Below are 15,641 nucleotides of genomic sequence, written 5' to 3'. Positions count from 1 at the left end.
AAGGCATGCCCCGACTGATCCGCCGGCTGGAGTTCTTCGTCGTCACGTTCTGGGCAGCGGTGAGCATCAACTTCCTGCTGCCCAGGATGATGCCCGGAGACCCGATCCAGCAGATGATGGCCCGGATGAAGGGCCAGATCACCGGTTCCCGACGACACTCGCTGGAGGTGATGCTGGGCCTGAACACCCACGAACCCCTGTGGAAGCAGTACATCTCCTACTGGGGCCAGGTGTTCAGGTTCGACTTCGGCTCCTCCATCACCTACTTCCCCGACAGCGTGACCAGCGTGATCTCGATCGCGATCCCGTGGACGCTGGGACTGGTCGGGGTCACCACGATCCTCGCGTTCGTGCTCGGCACCCTGCTGGGCGCGGTCGCGGCCTGGCGGCGCGGCGGGGTGCTCGACAGCGTGCTGCCGCCGGTCTTCATCGTGGTGGGCGCGCTGCCGTTCTTCTGGGTGGGACTGCTGTTCCTGTACGTCTTCGGCGTCCTGCTTCCGTGGGCACCGATCGGGTTCGGGTACGACATCACCGCGGGCCAGTTGTCGTTCAACTGGCAGACGATCAGCCAGATCGTCTCCCACGCCCTGCTGCCGGCCACGGTGATCGTGCTGACCTCGATCGGCGGCTGGATTCTCACCATGCGCAACACGATGATCGGCGTGCTGTCGGAGGACTATGTGAAGATGGCGCGGGCGAAGGGGCTGCCCTCGGGCCGGATCATGCTGCAGTACGCCAGCCGCAACGCGATCCTGCCCAACCTCACCGGGTTCGCCATGTCGCTCGGCTTCGTCATCAGCGGCGCGCTGCTGGTGGAGCTGGTGTTCACCTATCCGGGGGTCGGCTACCTGCTGGTGCAGGCGGTGACCGGGCAGGACTACCCGCTGATGCAGGCGCTGTTCCTGCTCATCACCGCCGCGACGCTGGTCTCGGTCCTGATCGCCGACGCCGTGACGTACGTCCTCGACCCGCGGACCCGGGGCAGGGCGTGATGAGCACCGACCTCAGCCACACCAGCGGCACCGGCAGTACCGACGACGCCGCCACCGCCGTCGAGGCCGCCGCCCAAGAGGACGACAACCGTCACCGGAGTGCGATCGGGCAGTTGCTCGGCTCGATCGCGCACAATCCCAAGGCCCTCACCGGTGCCGCCGTCCTGGGGATGTTCGTTCTGGTGGCCGTGTTCGCGCCGCTGATCGCGCCGTACGACCCGCACGCCACCGACTACGGCCGCGGTGTCGGCCCCAGCGGCGCGCACTGGCTGGGCACCACGACGTACGGCCAGGACGTCTTCTCCCAACTGGTGTACGGCACCCGGCAGTCGCTGCTGATCGCGTTCCTCGTCGGCGGGGTGGCGACCGTGGTGTCCGCACTCATCGGCGTGGGTGCGGCGTACGTCGGCAACCTCGTCGACCACGGCCTGTCCCTGCTCACCGACATCTTCCTGGTGATCCCGGGCCTGCCGCTGCTGATCGTCATCTCGTCCTACATCCGCGGCGGCGGCATCATGGTGATGGTCGGCGTGATCGCGGTGACCAGCTGGGCCTACGGCGCCCGGCAGTTCCGAGCGCAGGCGCTGTCGCTGCGCAACCGGGAGTTCCTGGACGCGGCGCGGGTGCGTGGCGAGCGCACCTCCTACACCGTCGTCTTCGAGATCCTGCCCACCATGTCGGGGCTGCTGGTGGCCAACTTCCTCGGCGCCGCGGTGTACGGCGTGCTGGCGGTCGCCGGCCTGCAGTTCATCGGGCTCGGCGACATCACCTCGATCAGCTGGGGCTCGATGATGCACTGGGCGGAGAACAACGAGGCCCTGCAGGCAGGAACGCCGTTGTGGGACCTCGCCCCCGGCCTGTGCATCGCGCTGCTCGGTGCCAGCTTCTCGCTGATCAACTATGCCTTCGACGAGGTGAGCAACCCCGCCCTGCGCCCGCCGCGACGGCGCCGGCCTCGGCCGGACCGGAAGGAGGTGGCCGGTGCGAACGCTGTCCAGCAGCCCTGACACCACACCGGATCCGCGTCAACCACTGCTTGACATCACCGACCTGGTAGTCGAGTACGGCATGCACGAGCCGGTCCGGGCGGTCGACCAGGTGAGCCTGCGGGTGCGCCGGGGCGAGTTCGTGGGCATCGTCGGCGAGTCAGGGTGTGGCAAGTCCACCTTGCTCTACGCCGTCGCCCGGCTGCTCAGCCCGCCCGCGCGCATCGTGTCCGGGCAGGTCGACTTCGCCGGGCACCAGATGGTCCGGCTCACCGAGGACGAGCTGCGCCCGATCCGCTGGCGCGACTACTCCGTGGTGATGCAGAGCGCGATGAACGCGCTCAATCCCGTACTCAGCATCGGCGCCCAACTGCGCGACGCGATGGCCGCGCACGAACGCGTTCCGGCCGCGCAGATGCGGCAGCGGTCGGAGGAGGTGCTGCGGCTGGTGGGCATCGACCCGATCCACCTGACCAGCTACCCCCACCAGCTGTCCGGCGGGATGCGGCAGCGCGCGATGATCGCGATGGCGCTGGTGTTCCGGCCCGACCTGATCATCATGGACGAGCCGACGTCCGCGCTCGACGTGGTGGCGCAGCGGTCGCTGATGCGGCGGGTCAAGGCGCTGCAGGAGGAGTTCGGGTTCGCGGTCGTGTTCGTCACCCACGACATGTCTCTGGTCAGCCACTACTCCGACCGGCTGGCGATCATGTACGCCGGGCAGCTGGTCGAGCTGGGCCCGACCCGCGAGGTGTTCGCGCACGCCCGGCATCCGTACAGCGTGGGCCTGCTCGGCGCGTTCCCCTCCCTGCGCGGTGAGCGCCGGGAGCTGACCGGCATCCCGGGCGCTCCGCCGGACCTGCGGCACCCGCCGCGTGGCTGCCGTTTCCAGCCGCGCTGTCCGAAGGTGATGGACATCTGCCGGGAGGACCCGCCGCCGTACCAGGTCGGCGCCACCGAACTCGTCCGGTGCCATCTCTACGGACCCGGCGCACCCGAGCACCAGGAGCCGCGATGACCGCCGCAGCGACGCCACCGCATCCGAATGGCCCGGTGCTGCGGGCCACCAACCTCACCCGCCACTTCCGGGTCGGCGGCCGGCTGGGCCGCAACACCCTGCACGCCGTGGACGGGGTGGACCTCACGATCGGGCGGCGCGAGATCGTCGCACTGGTGGGTGAGAGTGGCAGCGGCAAGAGCACGGTGGCGAGACTGCTCGCCCTGCTCCACCCGGTCACCGCGGGTGAGATCCACTACCACGGCCGGCCGGTCGGTTCGCTGCGTGGCCGGCGGCAACGCCTGGACTACCGCCGCCGGGTCCAGATGGTCTTCCAGGACCCCTACAGCTCACTGAGCCCGGTCTACCCCGTCTCGCACGCGATCCTGCGGTCGCTGCGGCTGCACCGCGGCGACCTGTCCGCGACCGAGCGGCGGGAGGAGGCCGAACGCCTGCTCGGCCTGGTGGGCCTCACCCCGCCCGGTGAGGTGATGCGGAAGTACCCGCACGAACTGAGCGGCGGTCAGCGGCAACGGGTCGGGTTCGCCGCGGCGCTGGCCTGCCGGCCGGAGGTGATCCTGGCCGACGAGCCGGTGTCGATGCTGGACGTCTCGATCCGGATCGGGCTGCTCAACCTGATGGCGAGGCTGCGCGAGCAGGAGGACGTGTCGTTCCTCTACATCACCCACGACCTGGCCAGCGCGCGGTACGTCGCCGACCGGATGATGGTGATGTACGCCGGACAGGTGGTGGAGAGCGGGCCCGCCGAGCAGGTGCTCGCCGACCCGCGTCATCCGTACACCCAACTGCTGCTGTCGGCCGCACCGGACCCGGACGCGATGCGGGAGGAGAGCGGCCCCGACGACTACGGCGAGCCGCCGCGGGTCGTCGACCCCGAGGAGGGCTGCAGGTTCCGGCCGCGGTGCCCGCTGGCGATCCCGGTGTGCGAGACCGTCACGCCACCACTGGGTGAGCTGACCCCGGGCCACTCCGCCGCCTGCCACGTCGCGGCCCTGCACAAGTCCGGCTGATCAGGGATCGGGCTGATCAGGGGACGGGCTGCGCCACCGGCGGACGGGCCGGGGCGACCGGCTGCAGGATCTGCCGCCGTTCCGGAGTCAGCCGGTCCAGCAGTTCCTGGGAGTACTCGTAGTTGAACCTCGTCCGCGCCCACGAGGGGCCGTAGCGGTAGATGAGGACCCGGCGCTCGCCCGGGTTGGTGCGACTGCTCCCACCGTGCATCAGCCCGTCCACGAACAGCAGCGCGTCGCCCTTCTCCAGATACAGCGGGACCGCGCCCTCCAGGGTGTCCATCCGGTCCCCGGCCGCGTAGTCACCGGCCAGCGGGTGCGGGAAGTTCGACTTGTGGCTGCCCGGGACGACCATCGTCGCGCCGTCACCCTCGCGCACGTCGGTGAGCGCCAGGATGATGTTCACCTGGCCGCAGCGGAAGACGCCGTTCTTGTATTGGTAGGCCCCGCGCACCGCGCCCTGGAAACCGCCGCTGTGCACCGGGTGGTGGCCGCCGGAGGTACGGATGGAGGCGATGCACTCGTCGATGAAGACGCCTTCCACGTAACACTTCTCCTCGCCGGCGAAGTGCGTGACCAGGCTGATCCAGGACGGGTGGTCGACGAGCCGCTCGAACGGCTCGCCGGCCTCGACGCAGTTGTGCAGCTCGAAGCCGGTCTCGTCGGTGTAGTCGCGGCGCTGCGCGTTGCCCCACCACTGGCCGGGGGCGAGCTCGGGGAAGTTGTCGAAGGCGTGGTTGAGGTCGTCCAGGAGGTCCGGCTCGACGGCGTTCTTCAGCACGAGGTAACCACGAAGGTCGAACAGGAAGTCGTCCAGCGGGGTCGGCTGCTTTCGTTCCACGGGTCTCCACCTCTTCCGAGCACGGCTGTACGCCTGGTTCGCCACCGACCATAGGGGCGGAGGATCCGGGCGCGCCTCCAGCATCCTCCGCCCTGCTTCCCGGATCGTCCGGGCGTCCGCCATCGGACAGTCCCGTGAGGGTGCGACCTCAGAAGACGGTGTAACCGCCGTCGACGACGAGCACGGACCCGGTCATGAACGACGCCGCCGGACTGGCCAGGAACACAACGCTCGGCGCGATCTCCTCGGGGGAGGCGTATCGCTGCTGGGGCGCATCCTCGATCCACTGCCGCCGGAACTCCGGCCGGTCCACCGGCGCCATCTCGGTCTTGACGTAACCGGGCGCGAGTGCGTTGACCCGGATGCCGTGCGGCGCCCACTCCGCCGCCAGCGACTTCGTCAACTGGTGCACGGCCGCCTTCGACGCGTTGTATGCGGGCTGCCACTGCGGGCGGTTGACGATCATGCCGGAAATCGAACCCACGTTGACGATCGAGCCTCCTCCGTTGGCGGCCATGTGGCGTCCGGCGACCCGGCAGCACCGCCACAGCGCACGGACGTTCAGATCGAACACCTGGTCCCACTCCTCGTCGGTGACCTCCCACGACGGCGCGTGGAAGCACACCCCGGCGTTGTTGACCAGGATGTCCAGGCCGCCGAGCGCCGAGACGGTCTCCTCCACCGCGCGGTCCACGTCGGCGGCGACGGTGATGTCGCCGGTGATCGGCACCACGGGTACGCCGCTTTCGGCCAGCTCCGCGGCGGCCTGCTTGTTGCGGTCGGCGTGCCGGGAGACGAAGGCGACCTCGGCGCCGGCCCGGGCCAGCGCGACCGTGAAGGCCCTGCCCAGGCCGCGGTTGCCGCCGGTGACCAGGGCCTTGCGACCCGTGAGGCTGAAGCTGTCGAAGACGTTCACGCGCTGTCCTTCCGTTGGCCGGACTCCGCCCCAAAGCTATCCGGCTCCGTCCGAAGCTGTTCGGCACGCTGTCGCCCGGTCACCGGCTGCCGGTACGGTCGGGAACGCCGCCGAGAAGTGGAGGACGGATGAGCAAGGTGGTCAGCGCGTCGGCATACCTCGTCGACCTGGAGGTGGAGACGCCGCGCACCGACGCGGTGCAGTCGTTCGTCAAGCAGGAGACGGTGTTCGTCGAGATCACCACCGACGACGGTCTCACCGGTCTCGGCTACAGCTACACGATCGGCACCGGCGGGCACGCCGTCCTGGCCCTGCTCCGGCACGACCTGCTGCCGCGGCTGGTGGGCACCGAGGCCGGTGACATCGAGGCGCGGTGGAACGACCTGTACGCCGTCACCCGGGCGACCAGCATCGGCGTCATCACCGCGCTCGCCCTCGCCGCCGTCGACACCGCCCTGTGGGACGTACGCTGCCGGCGCGCGGGCGAGCCCCTGTGGCGGATGGCCGGTGGGTTCCGGCAGCAGGTGCCCGTCTACGACACCGAGGGCGGCTGGCTGCACCTGTCGGCCGAGGAACTCGTCGCCGGCGCGGCCGCCTCCCGCGACGCCGGGTTGTTCGGGGTGAAGCTCAAGGTGGGCAAGCCGCGGGTCGCCGAAGACGTCGCCCGCATCGCCGCCGTCCGGGTCGAGCTCGGGCCCGGAATGGAGATCATGGTCGATGCCAACCAGTCGTTGACAGTGGCCGGCGCGACCCGGCGGGCGCGGGCGTTCGAGGAGCTGGACGTCGCGTGGTTCGAGGAGCCGCTGCCGGCCGACGACGTGTCCGGCCACGCGGCGCTGGCCCGGGCGAGTTCGGTCCCCATCGCGGTGGGCGAGTCGTTGTACTCCCTCGGGCAGTTCCGCGGTTACCTCGAGGCGGGCGCCGCCGGCATCGTGCAGGTGGACGTCGCCCGGATCGGCGGAATCACGCCCTGGCTGAAGGTCGCGCACCTGGCCGAGGCGTTCAACGTCGCGGTGGCACCGCACTTCCTGATGGAGCTGCACGTGAGCCTGGCCGCCGCCGTGCCGAACGGCTCCTACGTCGAGCACATCCCCCAGCTGCGGGCGATCACCACCGAGGAGCTCCGGATCGTCGACGGGCACGCGGTCGCGCCGGACGCGCCCGGGCTCGGCATCGCGTGGGATGCAGACGCGATCGACAACCGCCGGGTGGCGTGAGGTCGCCTGACGGCTGCGGCCGGCCGGTGAGTCAGCGCCGCCGGCCGACGGTGAGTACCGACACCCAGTGGCGGGTCAGCCGGCCGTCGGGGCGGGCCGCGAGCCGTCGGCGGATCTCGCCGTACAGCCGGTCCCGCTTCACCGGTCCCATCGCGATGTGCCCGGAAAACGTGTCCAGCAAGGCGATGTACTCATCGGCGGTGTAGCGGCGGCCCCACACGTAGCGCCGCACCGCCACCGGCTCGAAGTGGCCCGACTCCTCCAACTCCGCGGACAGATCCGGTGCTGCCTCCGGCGGCGGCGGGGGCCACTTGTCGCCGGGCCTGTCCTCGCCGAGTTCGACGTACACCTCCTGGATCTGCTCGAAGAACGGGTCGTATCCGGCGGGGAAGCCGTGCACGGCGTTCCACACCGCAAGGTGCCCGCCCGGCCGCAGCAACTCCGCGGCCCTCGCGTACTTCACCGCCGGATCGACCCAGGCCCAGGCCGTCGCGGCGTAGACGAGGGAGTACCGCGTTCCGTCGACCGGCCCCGGCCACTCCTCGAAGGGCGCGGTGACGACGTCGACGTCGGGAAAGCCGGCCAGGTTGCGCCGAGCCTGCTCCGCCAGCGCCGGGCCCAGCTCCACGGCCGTGATCGCGAATCCCGCCCGGGCCAGTGGCAAGGTGGCCTTGCCCGGGCCGCAGCCCACCTCCAGCAGGTGGTCCGGAGGCTCCGAACCGGTGACGTCGAGCAGGTCGGCGTACAACTGCTCGGGATAGTCGGGACGGGCCGACTGGTACGTCACCGCCGCCTCGTCGAACGTGGTCCGCAGCCGCCGATCGTCAGGCATCCGCTCATCATGCACCGGGCCGCCTCCCCGGAGCACCTCAATTAGGGGCACTTCAATCAGGGGCACTTCAGTCAGGTCACACCTAGGCCACCGTGGGCATCGCCGCGGCGGGCGGTTCGACGGTGGCTTCGCGGGCGAAGGTGAACCCGGCGTCGACGGAGGTGACCGTTGCCAGGCCGTACGCGTCCAGTGCCTCCAGTGAGATCTCGTGCAGGCGTGGCGTCTGGGCCGCGCAGCAGTCCGAGAGCACCGTCACCTCGTAGTCGTGCATGAACGCCGACCGGACCGTCGACTCCACGCAGATGTTGGTGACGACGCCGGCGAAGACGAGTTCGCTGACCCCGAGCCCACGCAGCAGCGGGTCCAGTGAGGTCCACAGGAACGCGTCGAAGCGCACCTTGTCGACCGTCAGGTCGTCGGGCAGCGCGCCGAGTTCGGCCACGAGCGCGCCGTCCCAGGTGCCGGCGACCAGCCCGTCCAACTGTGCCAGCCGCGGGTTCAGCCGGGCGGCGTTGGCCCCCTCGTCGGCACGGCCGGGCCGGTAGACGTGCCGGGTGAAGATCACCGGTACGCGGTTTCGACGCGCGTCGGCGACCACCTCGGCGGTGGCGCGGACGGCCTGGTCCACGTCGGCGAGCTTCATCCCGACGTGCGCGAGTGATCCCTCCGGATGACAGAAGCCGTTCTGCATGTCGATCACGACGAGCGCTCTCATGGCGCCACCTTCCCCAGGCGAGTGGCAGGTACGAGACGACTTCCTCCGGACGGTAGGAAGCCGGTGTTGCCGCCACGTGAACTCCCGTACGCCGGGGGTTACAACCTGAAGTCACCCGTGGAGTCGTACCTCCCAACAATCATTTGACGGTCGGCGTGCCGAGCCGCTACCTTCCCGGAATGCCGTCGGAGATCAGGACCATGCGGGCCGTCGCCCATCCGGTCAGGCTTCGCATGCTGTCGCTGCTCACGGGCGCGGCCATGTCGGCGACCGAACTCGCCCAGGAACTGGGCATCACCCACGCCAACGCCTCCTACCACCTGCGGCTCCTGGTGTCGGCCGGCATGCTCGAGCCGGCCGGTGAGGAGAACGTCCGCGGTGGGGTGGCGAAGAGGTATCGCTATCTGGTCCGCCCACCCGGGTCACCCGGAGCGCCCGGATCGCCCGGCACGGCGGCACCGCCCGGCGAGGTCGACCCGCGGCAGTTGCCGGTCTGGCAGGCCATCGCGGACGAACTCCTCCGGCGCGCCCACCACCAGGTTCGCACCGGCCGGCCGGAGCTCCTCACCGACGCTGAGCTGTGGGTCGACCCCGAAACCTGGCAGCGGGCCGTGGCGCTCGCCGCGGAGGCGTCCAACCTCCTGCACACGAACGCCCGCCGGGCACGCACGTCCGGCACGATGCGGGTCAACGCGACCATGGCGCTGTTCGAGCTCGCCCGTAAGAATGCACAGACGGAGAGCAGGCGATGATCGACCGGCACTCGTTGGCGCCGCTGCGCCACCAACGCTTCCGTTACTTCCTCGGCGCCCGGTTCGCCACCCTGCTGGGCAGCGCGATCGCGCCCATCGCGGTGGCGTTCGCGGTGCTCGACCTCACCCACTCCCCCGCGACACTGGGCGTGGTGCTCGCCGCCCGGACGATCCCGATGGTCGTGCTGGTGTTGTTCGGCGGGGTGGTGGCCGACCGGATCCGTCGCGACGTCGTACTCGTCTCGGCCAACGTGGTCTGTCTGCTCACCCAGTCCATGGCAGCGATCCTGCTGCTCACGGGCACGGCGCAGGTCTGGCAGATCGCCGCGATCGAGGCGGTCAACGGCGCGGCCGCGGCGTTCACGTTCCCGGCGCTGCAGGGCCTGTTGCCCCAACTGGTGAACCGATCCGAACTCCAGCAGGCGAACGCGCTGAACGGCCTGAGCCGCAACGTCACCCTGATCGGCGGCGGGGCGGTGGGCGGGGCCCTGGTCGGCTTCCTCGGGCCGGGTTGGGGCCTGGCCGTGGACGCGGTGACGTTCGGGGTCGCGGCGCTGCTGATCTCTCGCCTCCGGCTGGCCGGGGTCCCTCGCGAGTCCCAGCAGCGGTCCTCCACCTGGGCCGACCTGCGGGTGGGCTGGCAGGAGTTCGTGTCCAGGCGCTGGGTGTGGGTGATCGTCGCGGCGTTCTGCGTGTTCAACGCGGTGACCGCCGGGGCGTTCCAGACCCTCGGTCCGGTGGTCGCCGACGAGACGTTCGGTGCGGTGGGCTGGGGACTGGTCCAGTCGGCCAGTGGCGTGGGCCTGGTGGTGGGCGCGCTGGTGATGCTGCGCTGGCGGCCGCGCAGGCCGCTCGTGGTCGGCATGCTCGGCTGCGGGGTCGCCGTGTTCGAGCTTCTGCTGCTGGGGTTGACGCCCACCCTCGCACCGCTGCTCGCGATCAGCTTCCTGGTCGGGGTGGGTACCGACCTGTTCGGCATCGGCTGGGAGACCGCCCTGCAGGAGCACGTCCCGACCGACCGGCTGTCCCGGGTCGCTTCCTACGACGCGCTGGGTTCGATGGTCGCGGTCCCGGTGGGCCAGCTTCTGGCGGGCCCGTTGGCAGCGGTGTTCGGCACCTCGGCGGTGATCGTCGGCGGCGCCGTCGTCCTCGGTGTGGTCGTGGCGCTCACCGTCGCCGACTCCTCGGTACGCGGCCTGCGCCGGTCCGGAGTCGCTCAGCGGGTCGACACCCCGATGTAGGCGTGCGCCGGATCGCCCTCCGTCGAGGCCGAGACCGGCGTACCGTCGGCGAGCGTCACCTCCGACGCCACGTGCAGCAGGTTGGCGACCTCGAGGTCCCAGGTCCGCACCTGGATCCGAACCTCGTAGTCCGCACGGAGCCCGGTCGGGGTGCTGTCCTTCCGAGGTGCGGGAAGGTCGATCGTCCAGGCGTGGAAGACTTCCGGGTCCGCGCGTACGGGCAGCGTCGTCCACGGCCTCCCGCTGCCGGCCGGCCGGAAGCTCACGGCGAACCAGTCCCGGTTCGGTGGGTTGGTGACGGTCAACCTCACGTGGACAGGCGGAAGTGAGACGCCGGTGTCGTTGGCGAAACCGACGGTCAGGTTCGCCGTGCCCGGCACCGTGACGCCCCTCGGCGTACGTGTGTGGATGCTCGGGAGTTGGACGTGCAGCATGCGGTACGCCGTACCCAGGTCCGCGCCTTCGGCTGCCCGCGTAGCGGAGCCCGCTCGGGACCGATCCCGCAGTGAGAACGACACCAGGGGATTTCCCCGCACCGCGCCGGGTTCCAGGGTGAGCCGGAAGCGGTAGGCGCGGTGGAAGTTGGCCGGCAGCGCGAAGTCGGCGGTCGGCGAGGCGAGGACCGTCTGCTCGTTCGGAACGCGTCGCAGTTGGAGACGGAGCCAGCCGTCGTCGCGACGTACCTCCAGCCTCGTCCGGTCCGCTGCCGCGGTGCCGATGCCGAGGTCGAGGCCGACCCGTTCGTACGCGCGACCGGTGGTGTTGTCGACGGTGGCGGTGAACTCGACCGGCGCGCCACCGGGCGTCGCCGGCCCGGGCAAGGTCATGTTCACCGGGCTGCCGACGGGCGGGTTCAAGGCGAACACCGGCCCCGGGGCGCTGCTGTCGTCGCGGTGGTCCTTGCGGCCGAGGTCGAGTCCGGCGATTCCGGCGAAGGTCACCATGCCGTACTCGGCTTGGTAGGTTTTCGGCACGCCGACCCGCAGGTGGTAGGTGCGGGTCTCGTGCGGGCGCAGGCGTACCGGCACCGGTGCGCTGAAGAGGAGTTCGGGTTCGTCCGGGCTGTTCCACCTCATCGCCAGCCGGCGCCACCTGCCGTTCTCCTCGTACTCAAGCCGCAGCGCGTCGGCCTTCCCGCCCCAGGGGTAGGTGAACGACAGGCCTGCGTCGGGCACGGCACGACCGGTCGGGTTGGTGACGTCGACCCGGAACCGCGCGGGCGGCCCGCCGGGAGTGAGGTCGCAGTCGTCGTCCCTGACGGCCACGATCCGCGGCACGTTCGCAGGCGGTGCCGGGGTGGGGGCGACCGTCGGCCGGCAGTCCAGGTGTGCGGCCGGTACGGGACTCGGGGACGCGCTCGGCGTCGGCGTGGGGACCGGAGTGGCGGTGACACGCGGGCGACCGGCCGCTCCGTGCGGCGCGGACGCGCTCCCGCACGCGGCCAGCACCCCGGACGCCATCACCGCGGCCGACACTGCGGCCGCTACGGTGCGCCTGCTGATCACGACGTGAGCCTACCGATCACCACGTCACGGGGTAAGCGGCCGACGGCGGGCGCTCACCCCGCCCGGTCATTGGTAGGAGACGAAGACCGGGGTCGGGCTGACCTTCATGGTCTGCCGCGGGGTGAACGTCGGACTGTCCGCCCGGTAGAAGTTCTTCCATCCCCACTGGACGTTGGGCGGGGCGTCACGGTGCAGCTTGTTCCAGGTCTCGAACTTCTCGCCCGGAGTGCCGAAGCCGTCGGCGTGGATGAGCACCTGGATGTCGTCGTAGTCGGTGTGCACGGCGGACCGGTTCTCGATCATGCTGAGCTTGAACTGGTGCAGGATCAGCAACTTCTGTGGCAGGTGACGCTCCCGGGTGTAGCCCGCCAGCCATTCGGCCGTGCGGTTGACTTCGGCCGCGTCGACCGAACCGACCACCTTCATCGGTCGCTCGGGCGGCTCGAGCCGCCACTCCGGGTCCAGGGCAAGGCCGACGTTCGGCAGCGCGAGCAGCGAGGCGTACCGCTTGGCCTGGGTCAGGAAGTCGGTGTAGCCGGGTTGCAGGTCCAGCACGACGTACATGCCGGCCCGGTGCGCGGCCTCGACCCACGGCCGCAGCTTGGTGACCGACGTCTCGCGGGAGTAGTCGCCGTCCGATCCGGGCGAGGCGGCGGAAACGGTGGTGATGATCTCGAAGGCGGGTATCACCTTCTCCTTGCTCAGCGGCTGGTATTCGGCCGCGACCCGCCGGGCCCGGGCGATGGCGGCATCGAGCGGCTGCTGCCCGAGCGAGCCGAGAACCGTGCTGCCCGGGTGGCCGTAGAGCGCCACCATGCGCCGGCCGGGAAAGAGCAGCTGGCCGCCGCCGGGCAACTGGACCCCGGTCGCGGCCGCGTCGACGCGGTCGCGTAGCCGATCGGCGGGCCCGAACGCGCTGCCCAGCGCGAGAACGCGGGAAGCACCGTGGCCGGCCAGGGCGCTGATCGTTCCGCCCTCGGCGCGCGGATCGGCGGCGCGAGTCTGCACCACCCGCGCACCGCCGGCACGCGCAGTGGCCGTGGCCGCCCGGCTGGCGGGCTGGTCGAGTGCGAGGACCACCAGGCCCTTCAGCGGGGCGGGCGGTCGGATTCCGGTCTCCGCACCGCGGGCCGCGTCCGGTGACACCTTCACCGGCGACCCGGCCGAGTGTTGCCTCGCCCACGTCGTCGCCTTGGCACCTACCGGCACGGCCGTGCGTACCCCCAGCCGATCCAGTTCGGCGCGTACCGCGTCTCCCGCCGTGCGTGCGGGGGCGCCGCCACCCGCCGGAGTGACCAGCAGCGGTACGCCGAGCCGCTCGGCGGCCGCAGCGGCCCGGGGCAGGCCGCCCTGGTCGCCGTCGGCAACCAGGACCACTGCGGGGGAGCGCCTGTAGAGGGCCTGGCTCGCGCCGAGTGCGAGTTGGGCCGCCGTCGTTCCGTCGACCACAGTGGTCGCATCCTTCGGCTCTGCGGTGACGGCCTGGGCCTGCGACCGGTCCGCACTCACCTTCGCACCCGCACCCGCACCCTCATCCGCGCCCGCGTCGGTGCCCGCATCGCCACGCTGCGCCGTCGTCGACGTGCACCCGGCGACGGCCAGAACGCCGGCGAACACGGCCGCCAGCAGGCGTGTGCGGCTCCGGGCAGGGATCACCCGGGCCGGGCCGGGCAGTCGGTCGCAGTCCCCGTTGGAGATCATCGGCCGAGCCTAACTGTCGCTTCCGACACGGGTGTCCGAATCCGCTGAACGCGGACACGGCGAGTGCACTCACTCCGCGGGCGCTCCGGTGATGCTCGTACCCGCCTTCGTCAGCGTGTAGTCGACGACCTCGCCACTCCAGAAGTGGAACCGCAGGTTCACCGTGCCGTCGTGCAGTTCGGCGAAGAACGCGGGCAGCAGCCTTATCTCGCCGGTGTCGTAGGAGGGGAGGAAGGACGCCCCGAACTCCTTGTACGACGTCCAGTCCGCCGGTCCGGCATTACTTCCGTCGGGGTAGACGGCCTCCATCGTGGCCAGCCGGTCGCCGTGGAATGCGGTGGGCACGGCGAACGCGTCCGACGCCCCGGTCGCCGCGGCCAGCAGGGGCCGGTCCGCCACGACGACCTCGAACTTCCAGGTCGAGCCGGCGGAGAACCTCGCGGTCAGCACGGCGTTGGTTCCGTAGTCGCCGCCTGCGGTTAGGGACGCCAGCAGCCCCGCACGGAAGGTCAACTGGTCGCCGTTCAGCACGTAGTCGCGCCCGGCGCGCAGGACCCGGTCGGCGTACTCGATGCGGACCAGCTGGTTGCCGTTGAGGTTCAGGGTGACCGTCTGGTCGGCGGGCTCGGCGTCCTTGTCCACGAACACCAGATCGCTGCTCGCGGTGGAGGACCGGCCGACCCAGCTCGTCCGCATCACGTCGTAGAGGTCGGTGTCCCGCCACTGGTAGGCGACCCGGTCGAAGTGCTGGCCGTTGTCCCACAGCATCGTGGTGAGGTGCTGCCTGCGGGCGTAGTAGCCGAGGTACTCGAAGAACTTCAGCTTCTCGCCCTGCTCGATCGTCCCGGTGAACTTGTCGAACCCCAGCAGGCCGTACTCGCCCACCACCACCGGGATTCCGGCCGCGACCAGCGTGTCGTGCACCCGGTCGAAGGCGTCGGTCAGGTCCTGCCTCGCCGCGTCGTCGAACCGGGTGCCACCGGCGATGTTCACGCTGAACGGGTAGTACCCGTAATAGTGAACGGTGGCGATGATCCGGTTGTCGTGCAGCTTGTCGATGGTCTTCTTCAGCTCGTCCAGACGGGCCTGTGACGGCGAGCAGGTGAGCGTGGGCAGCACCAGCGGGCGGCTGGAGTTGCGCCCTCCGGAGTCACGGACGATCTGGTGGAACGCCGTGTTCAACTCGTCCAGCCACTGGAAGTACTCCGGGCTGTCGGCGTTCCAGTCGCCGGAGAACCGCGGCTCGTTGATGCTTTCCAGCATCAGCCGCTCGGGCTTGTCCCGCAGCCGGTCGGCGATCTGCGTCCACCCGGCCCGGAACCTCGCCATCACCTCGTCGTGCTTGGTCGGCATCTCGATGACCCAGGTGCCGGAGTCGTGGTGCATGTTGACCATGACGTAGAAGCCGGTCTGCAACGCCCAGTCGACTACCTGCTCCACCCGGTCCAGGTAGGCCGGGTCGATCGTGTAGTCCGGCGCAGGACCCATGTGCTGGAACCACGTCACCGGGATCCGGATGCTGCGGTAGCCCTGCGCCCTGAGCTTCTGCAGGAACTCTCTAGTCACCCGGGGATTTCCCCACGACGTCTCGTCCGGGCCGGTGGAGTCGAAGGTGTTGCCGAGGTTCCAGCCCGGCTGCATGGCGTCGACGTAGGCCTGCAGGTCGCCGGAACGCACGGCGTTCGCGGGCAGGTCCTTTGCTGGCATGGCACGTCCCTGGGCGAGGGCCGGTCCGCCGGCGGACGACAACGCGAGGGCCAGCGCGATCGTGAACACCGCGACGAGGGCCTGCCTGCTGCGTCCGAGCATGCGGCACGACCTTTCTGGTGGACCGTTCCCGGGCACGAACCGCCCCGGAGCGTAGTTACGCGTACCCGGCCGTTCCAGGGATGACGACGTTCCAGGACGGCCGGAT

The 15,641-nt window shown here is 70.4% G+C and carries 14 protein-coding genes; 7 read left to right on the top strand and 7 right to left on the bottom strand.

What is annotated here, in order from left to right; translation table 11 throughout:
- The first annotated feature begins 5 nt into the window (after nt 1–5).
- The 4 genes from BLU27_RS08335 to BLU27_RS08320 are packed head-to-tail and all read left to right on the top strand — an operon-like array spanning nt 6 to nt 4,006.
- Nucleotides 6–992: an ABC transporter permease gene (locus BLU27_RS08335; RefSeq protein ID WP_092652121.1), complete on the top strand. Its 987-nt coding sequence runs from the start codon at nt 6–8 to the stop codon at nt 990–992.
- Nucleotides 992–1,999, top strand: coding sequence for an ABC transporter permease (locus BLU27_RS08330; protein WP_092652119.1), 1,008 nt, complete (start codon nt 992–994; stop codon nt 1,997–1,999). The genes BLU27_RS08335 and BLU27_RS08330 overlap by 1 nt, the downstream gene beginning before the upstream one ends.
- Entirely contained in the window at nt 1,974–2,996 is a 1,023-nt protein-coding gene (locus BLU27_RS08325; RefSeq protein WP_241827851.1) for an ABC transporter ATP-binding protein, read from the top strand. Before BLU27_RS08330 ends, BLU27_RS08325 begins: the two co-directional genes overlap by 26 nt.
- Nucleotides 2,993–4,006 (top strand): ABC transporter ATP-binding protein, encoded by a 1,014-nt coding sequence (locus BLU27_RS08320; protein ID WP_172804910.1) that lies wholly within the window; start codon nt 2,993–2,995, stop codon nt 4,004–4,006. The genes BLU27_RS08325 and BLU27_RS08320 overlap by 4 nt, the downstream gene beginning before the upstream one ends.
- 16 nt (nt 4,007–4,022) lie before the next feature.
- Here the strand turns inward: BLU27_RS08320 and BLU27_RS08315 are convergent, their stop codons facing one another.
- On the bottom strand, nt 4,023–4,847 hold the full coding sequence (locus tag BLU27_RS08315) for a phytanoyl-CoA dioxygenase family protein (RefSeq protein WP_241827850.1): 825 nt from the start codon (nt 4,845–4,847) through the stop codon (nt 4,023–4,025).
- Nucleotides 4,848–4,995: 148 nt separating this feature from the next.
- The gene (locus BLU27_RS08310; RefSeq protein ID WP_092652115.1) at nt 4,996–5,763 is read right to left on the bottom strand and encodes an SDR family NAD(P)-dependent oxidoreductase; all 768 of its coding nucleotides are present in this window, start codon (nt 5,761–5,763) and stop codon (nt 4,996–4,998) included.
- 128 nt (nt 5,764–5,891) lie between these two features.
- On the opposite strand from BLU27_RS08310, the gene BLU27_RS08305 reads away from it, so the two are divergent.
- The gene (locus tag BLU27_RS08305; protein ID WP_092652113.1) at nt 5,892–6,980 is read left to right on the top strand and encodes a mandelate racemase/muconate lactonizing enzyme family protein; all 1,089 of its coding nucleotides are present in this window, start codon (nt 5,892–5,894) and stop codon (nt 6,978–6,980) included.
- Nucleotides 6,981–7,011: 31 nt separating this feature from the next.
- Here the strand turns inward: BLU27_RS08305 and BLU27_RS08300 are convergent, their stop codons facing one another.
- Together BLU27_RS08300 and BLU27_RS08295 are read right to left on the bottom strand one after the other, a co-directional pair.
- Nucleotides 7,012–7,812 (bottom strand): class I SAM-dependent methyltransferase, encoded by an 801-nt coding sequence (locus BLU27_RS08300; RefSeq protein WP_092652111.1) that lies wholly within the window; start codon nt 7,810–7,812, stop codon nt 7,012–7,014.
- Nucleotides 7,813–7,894: 82 nt separating this feature from the next.
- Nucleotides 7,895–8,527, bottom strand: a complete 633-nt coding sequence (locus tag BLU27_RS08295; protein ID WP_092652109.1) for a cysteine hydrolase family protein — start codon at nt 8,525–8,527, stop codon at nt 7,895–7,897.
- Nucleotides 8,528–8,706: 179 nt separating this feature from the next.
- Here BLU27_RS08295 and BLU27_RS08290 point away from each other — a divergent pair, with 179 nt between their 5' ends.
- Together BLU27_RS08290 and BLU27_RS08285 are read left to right on the top strand one after the other, a co-directional pair.
- Nucleotides 8,707–9,279 carry a helix-turn-helix domain-containing protein gene (locus BLU27_RS08290; RefSeq protein WP_092657380.1) on the top strand — a complete coding sequence of 191 codons (573 nt, stop codon included), beginning with the start codon at nt 8,707–8,709 and terminating at the stop codon, nt 9,277–9,279.
- Nucleotides 9,276–10,520 carry an MFS transporter gene (locus BLU27_RS08285; protein WP_092652107.1) on the top strand — a complete coding sequence of 415 codons (1,245 nt, stop codon included), beginning with the start codon at nt 9,276–9,278 and terminating at the stop codon, nt 10,518–10,520. Before BLU27_RS08290 ends, BLU27_RS08285 begins: the two co-directional genes overlap by 4 nt.
- Here the strand turns inward: BLU27_RS08285 and BLU27_RS08280 are convergent.
- From BLU27_RS08280 to BLU27_RS08265, 3 genes are all read right to left on the bottom strand, one after another.
- On the bottom strand, nt 10,496–12,025 hold the full coding sequence (locus BLU27_RS08280) for a hypothetical protein (RefSeq protein ID WP_157728336.1): 1,530 nt from the start codon (nt 12,023–12,025) through the stop codon (nt 10,496–10,498). The two genes, BLU27_RS08285 and BLU27_RS08280, sit on opposite strands and share 25 nt — an antisense overlap.
- A 66-nt stretch (nt 12,026–12,091) precedes the next feature.
- Entirely contained in the window at nt 12,092–13,726 is a 1,635-nt protein-coding gene (locus BLU27_RS08270; protein ID WP_092652101.1) for a hypothetical protein, read from the bottom strand.
- 69 nt (nt 13,727–13,795) lie between these two features.
- Nucleotides 13,796–15,535 carry a cellulase family glycosylhydrolase gene (locus BLU27_RS08265; RefSeq protein WP_092652099.1) on the bottom strand — a complete coding sequence of 580 codons (1,740 nt, stop codon included), beginning with the start codon at nt 15,533–15,535 and terminating at the stop codon, nt 13,796–13,798.
- Between the last annotated feature and the right edge of the window lie 106 nt (nt 15,536–15,641).

Origin of the sequence: Actinopolymorpha singaporensis (assembly GCF_900104745.1) — a bacterium.
GTDB lineage: Bacteria > Actinomycetota > Actinomycetes > Propionibacteriales > Actinopolymorphaceae > Actinopolymorpha > Actinopolymorpha singaporensis.
Note: the sequence above shows the minus strand (reverse complement) of the source record. Positions and strands in the feature narration are given on the sequence as shown.

Coding starts and splice junctions, on each gene's coding strand:
- BLU27_RS08305 (WP_092652113.1), top strand. CDS start 5,892: ATGAGCAAGGTGGTCAGCGCGTCGGCATACCTCGTCGACCTGGAGGTG.
- BLU27_RS08265 (WP_092652099.1), bottom strand. CDS start 15,535: ATGCTCGGACGCAGCAGGCAGGCCCTCGTCGCGGTGTTCACGATCGCG.
- BLU27_RS08285 (WP_092652107.1), top strand. CDS start 9,276: ATGATCGACCGGCACTCGTTGGCGCCGCTGCGCCACCAACGCTTCCGT.
- BLU27_RS08290 (WP_092657380.1), top strand. CDS start 8,707: ATGCCGTCGGAGATCAGGACCATGCGGGCCGTCGCCCATCCGGTCAGG.
- BLU27_RS08320 (WP_172804910.1), top strand. CDS start 2,993: ATGACCGCCGCAGCGACGCCACCGCATCCGAATGGCCCGGTGCTGCGG.
- BLU27_RS08300 (WP_092652111.1), bottom strand. CDS start 7,812: ATGCCTGACGATCGGCGGCTGCGGACCACGTTCGACGAGGCGGCGGTG.
- BLU27_RS08295 (WP_092652109.1), bottom strand. CDS start 8,527: ATGAGAGCGCTCGTCGTGATCGACATGCAGAACGGCTTCTGTCATCCG.
- BLU27_RS08270 (WP_092652101.1), bottom strand. CDS start 13,726: ATGATCTCCAACGGGGACTGCGACCGACTGCCCGGCCCGGCCCGGGTG.
- BLU27_RS08335 (WP_092652121.1), top strand. CDS start 6: ATGCCCCGACTGATCCGCCGGCTGGAGTTCTTCGTCGTCACGTTCTGG.
- BLU27_RS08330 (WP_092652119.1), top strand. CDS start 992: ATGAGCACCGACCTCAGCCACACCAGCGGCACCGGCAGTACCGACGAC.